Raw genomic sequence first — 9,299 nt, forward strand, 5'->3', positions numbered from 1 at the left:
CTCCGGTCAATAAAAAAGGCGCCCGAAGGCGCCTTGAATGATCAAGCTGTGAGGAGGCCCGTCCGGGCCGTCACTCGATGGTCAGAGAGTGGACGCCAGTGCCTGGCGCGCACGTTTCTGACGGGCGATGCGATTGCGGCTTTCCGCCGCGTCTCGCTCGGCCTTTTCGATGTCGGCGTTTGCCGCGCGTGTCTGCGCATCGGCATTGTCCGGCAAAGTGGTGGAGGGTTCGGGTGCCGTGCCGGGGGCGCTGCTTTCCGGTTCTTCTTCCAGCAGCGCATCCGGATTGCAGGGCACCGGGACAAGGCTGAACTCCAGCAGTTCCTGCCGCTTGAAATCCATGGGCATGAAAAAGCTGTCGTCGTCGTTCCGCTCGTTGGAGATGTCGTATTCGAGCGGTCGGAAACCCACGCTGGTGCCGGGCAGGAAGCCCTCGGCACTCAGGCGGTAGGCGGCCTCGGCATGCTCGCCCGCGCGCGGGATATCGGCGGGGGCGAACTCGACCGTGGCTTTCAGCACGCCATCTTCCACGCCAATGTCGATGCAGCGCCCAATCGGGAACTTGTCCTGATTGTGCGCCCACAGCACCACGGGGTTCTTGCGGAAGTTGGTCAGATCCCAGCCAGCAACATCGACGGTATCGCCCTCGCGGTCGGGCGTGCCAGTGCTGATGGTGTAGCGCAGGGTCCGGTCCGTAGGCCCTTTCTCCACACTGCTGACGATGTCCTTGCGGATCTGGATATTGCCGGGGTGTTCGCCCTTGCGGGCCAGCGCCTTGAAGCGCCTGGTGTTCATGAGTTTCGCCATGAAGGCGCATTTCCCATCAGGTCTGGGCAGCGGGATCCGGTGCGGTGATGCGGGCCGGATCATCGACTGCGGGCGCGGTGGAGGCCGCGCCGGTATTGAGGGGCACGCGGTATTCATCCCCACGCGGATAGGGGTTCATGCCTTCACGGGCACGCCATTCGTTGGCGCTGATCAGCCCCGAATTGACGGCGGCCACACCGGCCGTGACACGGGACTGCATGTCGCCACGCAGCAGCTCGTCGAAGTTGAAGCGTACCCGTAGCCGCGCCTTTTCTTCCGAGAACACCAGCCGGCTGTGGATCTGCTCCTCGGCCTGCCGCGCTTTGGGGATCAGGGCATTGTCGATGTATTCCTGACTGGCGTTCTCGAAATTCGCTATCGTGACCTTGTCGCCACGACCGATCTTGTGGGGCGGGACGCTGAACATGCCGCAGATGTCGACATCTTCCTTTTCCCGCACCTCAAGAAACTGGGCTTCATCGGCTGTCATGCCGATGCGCTCGTATTCCAGCCCTTCCTCGAGCACGGCCGTCTTGCCGGTGTTGTCGACGCCGCCATAGGCATCGCGCCAACTGCTGGCCATGCGGGCGGCGGCCTCTTTCGAGAGGGACTTGGCCGTTTTCAGCACGCCCTGGATCTGCGCCCCGTTGCGGAACAGGGTGGCGCCGTGCCGCTGGGCGGCAATGGCCAGGCCGATCGCCTCGGGGCAGGCCATGATGGGCGAGATGCCCATGTAGCCATCAAGCGTGAAGCCGCGCAGGTGGATCATGTCATCCTGATGGAGGCGGATGCCTTCGCCCACCAGCGGATGACTGATGTTGTAGAACAGCCAGCCCCGGGGCGACATCAGCACCGACACGCGGTCGGGCATGATCGGGATGAGCGAGCGCGGCTGTCCGTTCTGCCCGCGCACGATGGCCACGTAGGAATTGCCTCGCATGCACAGGCACAGCGTGACGTAGAACCAGAACTGGTAGGGCGTCTGCCAGCGGTTGGGATATGCCAGCAGCACGGCAAGGGGGTGCGTGGTGGTGACGGTGGCGCCACGCCCGTTGGGCAGGATCTCCTGAACCTCCAGCGGGATCTTGGCCAGATCCTCGGAGATGCGGTTCACGCACGAAAACACGGCCGAGGCCTGCATGGCCGTGAACGGGGTGACAGGCAGCCCCGTGGCGGATGGGAGCGCGCCCAGGCCAGCAGAGAGCCAGGACGGGTAGGAGCCGGATGCAAAGCTGTCCGCCTTAGTGCGGACGGGCATGCTGACGCGCGGCTCCTTGCGCTCGATTTCCCGGTGAGGGGAAAAGAGGGTTGGCAGTAGGGCCATTACAGGACCATGATTCCCCGTTCTTCGTAGATCGAGCCACCCTCATCCACCAGCAGGCGGGAGCGCCCCATGATCAGGGCAACCGGGCCGTCGATCTTGTTCTTGCCTTCGGCCTTGCGCGGATAGACCTGGTCCTTGGCATCCACGCGGGCCTCGACGTTGGACATCATCCACGTCATGGGATGGGTGGGTGCGCAGCCATGGACAATCAGGCCGGCATCGATTTCGGCATCCACCTGCTTCATGGGCTCGGAATAGTTCCGGGCGTTCTGGTCGAACTGGATGACGTTGGCTCCCTTTTTCATGAGCCGCGTGACCAGATAGGTGGCCTGCGAAGGATCGAAGACGATCTCATCGATGACGAACTGCTGGCGGAGCAGATCGATGTCCGCCTCGATGCGCTCGTAGTCGATGATCTCCCCATCGGTCACGATCAGGGAAGGGGGGCTGCCCTCGGTGCCGTAGGCCCATCCCTGATAGTATTCTGCGCCGTCTGCATTCTCGACTGCCGCTTCCGGCAGGTAGTAGCGGCCGAAGGTGGCGATGCGCCCGTCAGGCAGCCGGATGAGCATCTGCAGGGCGGCGATGTCTTTCTTGGATGCGAGGTCCAGGGCAAGGACTGCGCGGCGGCCATGCAGCGCTTCTTCGCTGAATGCTGGGTCGTAGCAGTTGCCCCAGGACTGCATGTTGAAAAAGGCGTTGCGGGCATTGACCCACAGGTTCAGGTGCTTGGTCTTGAACGTCGCCTGCAAGCGGGGATTGCGGATGGCAGCGGTCTGCCGGGCAATCAGGAACTCCTCTTGCACCGAGACCCCGATATTCGGGTTGGCCTTGCGTAGCGCCTCGATCGTGGTCCAGTCGTCTTCCGGGTCGATGGTCCATTCGACGAAAAACCGTTCCTCGTCCACGAAGATGCCCTGCAGCATTTTGCGGCTGGTCTGAATCTCGTCGTAGCAGGGGCTGGCGATGTTTGAGCCAGCGGTGGTGATCCCCCACAGGATGGACTGGTCACGGGCACCCATGCCGGTCAGCATGGTGTCCCACAGGTCCGAGGTGTCGTGCTCGTGGTATTCATCCACGATGGCACATGACGGGGATGCGCCGTCCCCCGGCTTGCCGATGACAGGCTCGAAGCGGCTGCCCGTGCTGATGACATGCAGGTTCGAGGCGTTGACGCCCACACCATAGAACGACCGGAAATCCGGTGTCTTGAGCGCCATTTCGCGCGCCGGGCGGAACACCTCCCATGCCTGTTTTTTCGATGTGGCGCCGCAGTAGACTTCGGCACCCGCCTCATGGTCGGCCGACAGCATGAACAGGCCGACGGGAGCAGACAGGGCCGACTTGCCGTTCTTGCGTGGCACGACGATCAGGACGATCCTGAACCGCCGCAGCCGACTGGTCCGGTGGACCCAGCCAAAGACGTTCACCAGAATGAACGACTGCCACGGCTCGAGCCGGATCAGTTCTTTCTTCTGCGCCCATTTGCCCTTGGTGTGGGGCATGAGCTCGGTGAATTCGCAGGCGCGTTCGGCCTTGCCGACGTCCAGTTCGTATGGCCATTCCGGGTCATCGGCTTTGGCGAGATCCGACAGGAAACGGGCGCATGCCAGGCGCACCCACTGGCAGGCATCGATCGTGCCGGATATGACGTCAGATGCATACTGGATGGCCGCATCGACATGAGGCTGCGGCACCGCTTTCGGCTTGCGGGGTTTCTTTACCCGATCTGCTGGAATGCGTTCTCGTTTTGCTGCCCTTCCGCTCCGACCTTTGATCGGTCGGCCGGTGTCAGGCCGAATTTCGCCAGCCACATTGCTACCCTGCGGTTTGCATCAGCGATGGCGCCAACCTCGGGGCGCATGCGCACCATGGGACCACTCTTGCCGATTGTCACGTAAGTCTGCGCACCGGCCGCAGCGACCTCGATCTCGCGCATGATGGGCGTCTCATCATCGGCGACGCCATCCTGCACCTGTGCCACGATGGGCCGCGCGAGGGAGGCGCGTGCCTCCAGTTCATCGGCAACGGCTTCGCATAATCCCTCGAGCGCCAGGCTGTCTGCCGTGGTGAGAACACCCATTCCGTCGAGCAATCTAGCAGCCTTTGTCCAGACCGCCTTTGCCCGTTTTGACAGGCCAGTGGGCGCCGTTGGGCGGGCGCGCTTCGGCTTCGGTTCCTTGGGGTTGGCGCGGCATGCCTGGGCGGTGCCCGTCACAACTTTGAGGTGCGTGGGCTTGCGTGGACGGGCCATCCCTTTTTTCCTCCATTATGCACGCGCGTAAAAATGACTAGGTAGCGGTCCACATCAAAAGGAGGGTCGTTTTAGACCCCCCTATGGGGGGATCGTGGTGCATGCGGCATTTGCCGCCATCATCCGGCGGGAGATCCACGCTGATCCCGCGCCGTGCGCGCACTGTGGCATGGCTTGCACAGCGGCCGCAGGTTCGACCAGTCTAGGCGCAGGTCGGGGCGCTCCTTGATGGTGAGGATATGGTCGACCTCGTTCGCCGGTGTCAGCCGTCCCTGCTCGTAACAGAACAGACACAGCGGATGCGCCGCGAGGAAGGCCCGGCGGCATTTCTGCCACCGGCGATCATAGCCCCTCGATGCAGCGGATCCCCGCCACCGGTCATACTGTTGCCGGGGCTGGGCAACCGGCCCGGCAACCCTGTGGCGCGGTGGTGCTGCGGGCATCAGAAATCGCAGCCACCGCCATCGGACCCGCCACCACAGTCGAAGCCGCCGCTATCGCCGCCACTGCCGCCAGCGCCGCTGCTGTAGTCGAACCCGCCACCGCTGGAACCGGCATCGCTACCACTTCCTGCAAAAGGATCAGGCGCCGGGGCAGGCGTGTTGACCTCGCGCTCGATGACCGTGTCATGGTCACGGCCGCCGATCATCGACCCGGCAATGCCGCCCAGCAGAGCGCCTTCCATGAAGCCGTTGTCAGATCCGCGCGATGCTCCTGTGTTTACGATGATCGGTGCGCTGGGGCTGGGGCCTGCATTTACAGACCCGTATCCGCCGGGCGCCATCGGGCGTGCAGTCGGGACAGATGCTCGTTCAGGAACACGATCCGCCGGTGGTGTGCGAGGTGCATTGACCGTAACGGCCCGAACGATCTCGTCATCACGATTACGCCGCATCCATTCCATCCGCTCTTCATGTTCCTGCTGGATCTGAAGGTTACGGAGCAGGGCCTGCCGCTTCGACCAGGACAGCCAAGCGAAGATGGCAATGACAGCGACAACGAACAGCAGGCACACAAACATGAATCCCGTGCTGATGTGCACATGGTGAGTGGGGTGCATTAAGGATTTCCCGAAATGGATAGGGTCAGACCGACGAGATCAGCAGCTCGGCTGCCGGTTTCTTTTTCAGCCCGACCGAATAGGTGGTCATGACTTCCTCGATCTGGAAACGACCGAAAATCTCCCGGATTTCCGGCACGTCATTGATTGACATGATGAAGCGGCCTTTCAGGCTGCCCAGCAGGTCAGCGATCCGGCCAAAGTCCTCGGGCGAGAAAATGCTCTTCCCGTAATCGTCCTCACATCCCCAGTAAGGGGGATCGAGGTAGAAAAGTGTGCGTGGCCGGTCATACCTGGTGATCAACTGCTCGTAGGGCAGACATTCGATGACCACGCCGGACAGGCGCTGGTGCACCTCGTCAAGCAGCGGCCCCAGCCTGCCCACATCGAAACGGGCCGATGTGGCAACGGCCACGCCAAACGTCCGCGACCGGGGCTGACCACCAAACCGCACGCGCTGCAGGTAGAGGAACCGTGCCGCCCGCTCCAGATCAGTCAGGCTGTCTGCGTTCATGTCCAGCAGGCGCTGGAACTCATCCCGGCTGGTCAACTGGTATTTGAGCATGTCCATCAGCGCTTCGTAGTGCCGCTGGAGGATGCGAAACAGGTTCGAGACGTCACGGGAAACATCGTTGATCACCTCGCCCTTTGCGCGGAATGGCCTGCGCAGGAAGATGCCGCCCATGCCAATGAAGGGCTCGACATAGGTGTCATGGGGCACCTTGGCGATGCGCTCGATGACACGGGACGCGAGGTTGCGTTTGCCGCCCAGATAGGGGGCAACAGGCGACACGGGAGTCGCCGGAATTTGTCTCTCAGACATATGAATGATACTCGAACGCCCGTTCCTTCACAGGAACCGGGGCGGGGGTTTCCCGTGCGCAGTGCCAGCTGCGCGGTTTGGTTTGTGTCTAGCAAACCAGCCCTCGCCCCCAAATCTGTGAAGCGAAGGAAACCGTCCGACCGGACTAAGTCCGGGCGTGATCGAGCAGAGCGCGCCCTATGCCGTAGCGCGCCTGCCTACCGAATCCATCATTTGCGTGAACCCGTCAAGAACGGGTTGATCAGGCCCGCGCGATATCGAGCGGCACCTGGCGGAAATCATCTTCCGGCCGTTCGCGCTCATGAAAGCGGATGTAAGCCTTGGTCGCGTCAATGCGGATGCTGTCGGAAATGGCGCCCATGGCACGGAGCCATTCCTCATCATCGATATTGAGCCGCCGCAGGCTGAGGATCTTGTCCGTGCGGATCTTGCCCTCTTTGCCGACCTCGAAGGCGTCCGTCACAATGACGCGCAGGTTCTCATCCGCGCCCTTGGACCAGCGCCCCAAGCAGCTGTCGATCAGCGACTTGGCGGCCTGCAGTTCCGGGCCAAACGAAATGGAATCACCCATCGCGATGGTGATCTTCTTCAGCCCGTCGTAACTGGTCAGCGTGATGTTGCCCTTCTGGCCGCCATAGGTGGTGCCATACTTCTCGGCAATGAGCGCCAGGACGGTGCGGATGTCCTCGAAGGCTTTTATGCGAAACCCACTGAGCGCCTTTCGCAATTCAGCCGCGCCGGTGAACGTCTCGCGCACCAGCTCATCCACCATAATGTGCTCAGGCTTGACCTTGTCACGGGGCACAAGGCGACCGCCCGAATCCTGCATGTAGCCTTCGGGCACCATCACGCGGCCTCCCGCTGTGCATGGCGCATGTTGGCCGCGCATTCTGCCGCGCGGTCGCTGGCCCAGATGCGGACGCCAGGCCGACGGTCACGGCCCGCGATACGACGATAATGCGCGGCGGCGCGTTCCCAGACAGTAACGTCCGTTGCAGGCTGGCGCGGCTTGCGGCTCGGCTTCATGAGGCTTCCTTGATGCACAGGTGAGGGGACCGGCGCGCGTGGCGCTACAGGTCCAGAAACTTCCCAGCGCCCGCGCCTTCGCGTGCGTGGCTGTATCGTGTTGTGGTGGCCAGCGATGTGTGGCCCAGCTGCTGCTGCACCACATGCGCCGGCGCGCCGTTGTCCTGCATGTGGCTGGCGTACGCGTGGCGTAGCCAGTGGGCGGAAACCTGTCCGGGCAGGCCCGCACGCTTCGCGGCCCGCTTAACGGAGCGGTGGACCGCATCAACGCTAAGCGGACCGCCATCGTGGCCGGGGACCATCGGCGCTTCTGGCCGACTATCAACACGCAGCGCCACGATCTCCTTCCACACCTTGGCGGGGATCTCGACGGTTCTGTTCTTGCCGCCCTTGCCAAACACATGGGCAACGCCGCCCTGCTGGCGGCGCTTGAGGTCTTTCCACCGCACGGCGCAAAGCTCGGATATGCGCAGGCCGGTGGCATACAGCACGCGCAGCATGGTGCGCCTGCGCGGGTCCGTTTCCCCATCAATGAGGTTTCGCACCTGTTCCTGCGTGAGGATCCGCTCATGCAGGCTGTCGCGCATCTTCGGCACGCGGACGGCAGGCCCCACATCGCGGGGCAGCATCTCCATGGCAGCGCCGTAGGACAGCAGCGACTTGACGGCCATCAGCTTGCGCCGTCGTGTCGCATCGGCTCCCGTCAGGCTGTCGAACCAGTTCTGCAGGTCGGGCGCAGTCACTTCCGGCAGGGTCTTGCCCACATGCGCAAGGAAGGCGCGGACATCGCTCTCATAGGCCCGGCGGGTGTTCTCGCCACGGTTATGGAGCCATGTCTTGATCAGCAGATTGTCGGCCGAGTTCTGAGGGGCTTTTGGGGCCTCATCAGTGGACGGCATGGCGCGGTCTCCGCTAACCATATGATTTCATTATGAAACGGGGTGGTTAAGCCCCCCTGAAATCCGCTTGATAACTGGTGTTATCTTGCGGCGATCAGGCCCCTGTCAGGGGTTATCTTGCGGATGCCCGATCCGGCCATGCCAGATAACTTTGAGTTATCCTTGCGGCTATCGGGCACGCCATGCTGCAACACACAGCATGGGTTGTGCCACGATCCATCCCGCGAGAATGAGCAGATCGAAGAACCGGGTGAGCGGCATTGCGTTCAGTTCATGGATCAGATCGGTCATTTCACGGCCGCCTTGCGCTTCGCGGGAACTGCTTTTCGTCGATGGACCTGCCGCCGGTTAAGGGCCTGTAAATAGGCGACAGCAGGCTTGGAACAGATCCATGCAAACACGAGCATCGCAATCACTAGAAAGCGCCATGCGCTCAGATCATTCATCGCTTGTACCGATAGAAGCAGTGAGATAAAATGTGCCAGTTTCATCCTCTGGTCCGTGCAGGGGTGGAACAGAAGGCCGTCGGTGTGTCAGCACCGGCGGTCTTCGCGTATCGAGCCCGTTAGGCTCCAATGCAGTTGACCTTATTGATCTTCATGCACCTCTTTCAGGGAGAAGGATTTCCCCCTTGGGCTGTCATCCCAGCGAAGGCGCGCCAACGCGCCGCCCGCGACTGCCCATCATCGGCCCGAAGGCCAGCGTCGATTTAACCAGGCCGGCAGGCATCCGCTCACTCTCGCGAGCCAGTGCCTCACGCCTGATGGCGGCGAGAATGTCTTCCATGGCCTTGGGCAGCATCTGCCCGGCAAAGCGCTGTCCACCACGTCGCACCCAGTGGCTGTCCCAGCAGCGAGCGACTGCATCATGGTAAAGCACTTGGGCAGCCAGTGTGCCGATCCCGATATCCGCGCGGTGGCGCGGGAAGGGGTTCCATTCCAGCGGCACAAGAAGCAGGCGCGATTCAGTCGTGGTCACGACAACACCGTGCCGGTGACCGCGCACGACAATATCGCCGCGCGACAGGGTCGGCAGCTGTTCTTCCATCTGATGGCTCTATGTTGGGAGCGCCCGAGCGGGCATAAAAAAAGCGTGGCATCCATTTT

At 62.4% G+C, this 9,299-nt stretch carries 13 protein-coding genes; all 13 read right to left on the bottom strand.

Translation table 11 applies throughout. The features are described from left to right. Positions 1-81 precede the first annotated feature (81 nt). The 13 genes from FMA36_RS07470 to FMA36_RS07525 all read right to left on the bottom strand — a co-directional run bounded on the left by FMA36_RS07470 (position 82) and on the right by FMA36_RS07525 (position 9,240). Positions 82-795 carry an HK97 family phage prohead protease gene (locus FMA36_RS07470; RefSeq protein WP_159261823.1) on the bottom strand — a complete coding sequence of 238 codons (714 nt, stop codon included), beginning with the start codon at positions 793-795 and terminating at the stop codon, positions 82-84. 28 nt (positions 796-823) lie between these two features. After that, a complete protein-coding gene (locus FMA36_RS07475) occupies positions 824-2,065 on the bottom strand; it encodes a phage portal protein (RefSeq protein ID WP_159261824.1) in 1,242 nt (413 codons plus the stop codon). Positions 2,066-2,130: 65 nt separating this feature from the next. Further along, on the bottom strand, positions 2,131-3,828 hold the full coding sequence (locus tag FMA36_RS07480) for a terminase large subunit (RefSeq protein WP_159261825.1): 1,698 nt from the start codon (positions 3,826-3,828) through the stop codon (positions 2,131-2,133). A gap of 23 nt (positions 3,829-3,851) precedes the next feature. Further along, positions 3,852-4,385, bottom strand: a complete 534-nt coding sequence (locus FMA36_RS07485; protein ID WP_159261826.1) for a phage terminase small subunit P27 family — start codon at positions 4,383-4,385, stop codon at positions 3,852-3,854. Positions 4,386-4,504: 119 nt separating this feature from the next. After that, entirely contained in the window at positions 4,505-4,828 is a 324-nt protein-coding gene (locus FMA36_RS07490) for an HNH endonuclease signature motif containing protein (protein ID WP_141300225.1), read from the bottom strand. Further along, positions 4,828-5,445, bottom strand: a complete 618-nt coding sequence (locus tag FMA36_RS07495) for a hypothetical protein (RefSeq protein ID WP_159261827.1) — start codon at positions 5,443-5,445, stop codon at positions 4,828-4,830. Before FMA36_RS07495 ends, FMA36_RS07490 begins: the two co-directional genes overlap by 1 nt. A 25-nt stretch (positions 5,446-5,470) precedes the next feature. Beyond that, positions 5,471-6,238, bottom strand: coding sequence for a DNA adenine methylase (locus FMA36_RS07500; RefSeq protein WP_240906521.1), 768 nt, complete (start codon positions 6,236-6,238; stop codon positions 5,471-5,473). Between the two features lie 271 nt (positions 6,239-6,509). Continuing rightward, the gene (locus tag FMA36_RS07505) at positions 6,510-7,118 is read right to left on the bottom strand and encodes a DUF3164 family protein (protein WP_159261829.1); all 609 of its coding nucleotides are present in this window, start codon (positions 7,116-7,118) and stop codon (positions 6,510-6,512) included. Next, on the bottom strand, positions 7,115-7,294 hold the full coding sequence (locus FMA36_RS07510; protein WP_159261830.1) for a hypothetical protein: 180 nt from the start codon (positions 7,292-7,294) through the stop codon (positions 7,115-7,117). The genes FMA36_RS07505 and FMA36_RS07510 overlap by 4 nt, the downstream gene beginning before the upstream one ends. Positions 7,295-7,338: 44 nt before the next feature. Continuing rightward, positions 7,339-8,214 carry a tyrosine-type recombinase/integrase gene (locus tag FMA36_RS07515; protein ID WP_159261831.1) on the bottom strand — a complete coding sequence of 292 codons (876 nt, stop codon included), beginning with the start codon at positions 8,212-8,214 and terminating at the stop codon, positions 7,339-7,341. Positions 8,215-8,361: 147 nt separating this feature from the next. After that, the gene (locus tag FMA36_RS19715; protein ID WP_276612612.1) at positions 8,362-8,484 is read right to left on the bottom strand and encodes a hypothetical protein; all 123 of its coding nucleotides are present in this window, start codon (positions 8,482-8,484) and stop codon (positions 8,362-8,364) included. Further along, complete coding sequence (locus tag FMA36_RS07520; RefSeq protein ID WP_159261832.1) at positions 8,481-8,684, bottom strand: hypothetical protein; 204 nt, start codon at positions 8,682-8,684, stop codon at positions 8,481-8,483. The genes FMA36_RS19715 and FMA36_RS07520 overlap by 4 nt, the downstream gene beginning before the upstream one ends. Before the next feature lie 148 nt (positions 8,685-8,832). Continuing rightward, on the bottom strand, positions 8,833-9,240 hold the full coding sequence (locus FMA36_RS07525; RefSeq protein ID WP_159261833.1) for a hypothetical protein: 408 nt from the start codon (positions 9,238-9,240) through the stop codon (positions 8,833-8,835). Positions 9,241-9,299: the final 59 nt, after the last annotated feature.

Origin of the sequence: Komagataeibacter xylinus (genome assembly GCF_009834365.1) — a bacterium.
GTDB classification, from domain to species: domain Bacteria; phylum Pseudomonadota; class Alphaproteobacteria; order Acetobacterales; family Acetobacteraceae; genus Komagataeibacter; species Komagataeibacter xylinus_D.

What these genes read in the sequence shown, in the direction of transcription:
- FMA36_RS07470 (WP_159261823.1), bottom strand. Translation starts at nt 795, where the DNA reads ATGAACACCAGGCGCTTCAAGGCGCTGGCCCGCAAGGGCGAACACCCC.
- FMA36_RS07475 (WP_159261824.1), bottom strand. Translation starts at nt 2,065, where the DNA reads ATGCCCGTCCGCACTAAGGCGGACAGCTTTGCATCCGGCTCCTACCCG.
- FMA36_RS07485 (WP_159261826.1), bottom strand. Translation starts at nt 4,385, where the DNA reads ATGGCCCGTCCACGCAAGCCCACGCACCTCAAAGTTGTGACGGGCACC.
- FMA36_RS07490 (WP_141300225.1), bottom strand. Translation starts at nt 4,828, where the DNA reads ATGCCCGCAGCACCACCGCGCCACAGGGTTGCCGGGCCGGTTGCCCAG.
- FMA36_RS07495 (WP_159261827.1), bottom strand. Translation starts at nt 5,445, where the DNA reads ATGCACCCCACTCACCATGTGCACATCAGCACGGGATTCATGTTTGTG.
- FMA36_RS07510 (WP_159261830.1), bottom strand. Translation starts at nt 7,294, where the DNA reads ATGAAGCCGAGCCGCAAGCCGCGCCAGCCTGCAACGGACGTTACTGTC.
- FMA36_RS07515 (WP_159261831.1), bottom strand. Translation starts at nt 8,214, where the DNA reads ATGGTTAGCGGAGACCGCGCCATGCCGTCCACTGATGAGGCCCCAAAA.
- FMA36_RS19715 (WP_276612612.1), bottom strand. Translation starts at nt 8,484, where the DNA reads ATGACCGATCTGATCCATGAACTGAACGCAATGCCGCTCACCCGGTTC.
- FMA36_RS07520 (WP_159261832.1), bottom strand. Translation starts at nt 8,684, where the DNA reads ATGAAACTGGCACATTTTATCTCACTGCTTCTATCGGTACAAGCGATG.
- FMA36_RS07525 (WP_159261833.1), bottom strand. Translation starts at nt 9,240, where the DNA reads ATGGAAGAACAGCTGCCGACCCTGTCGCGCGGCGATATTGTCGTGCGC.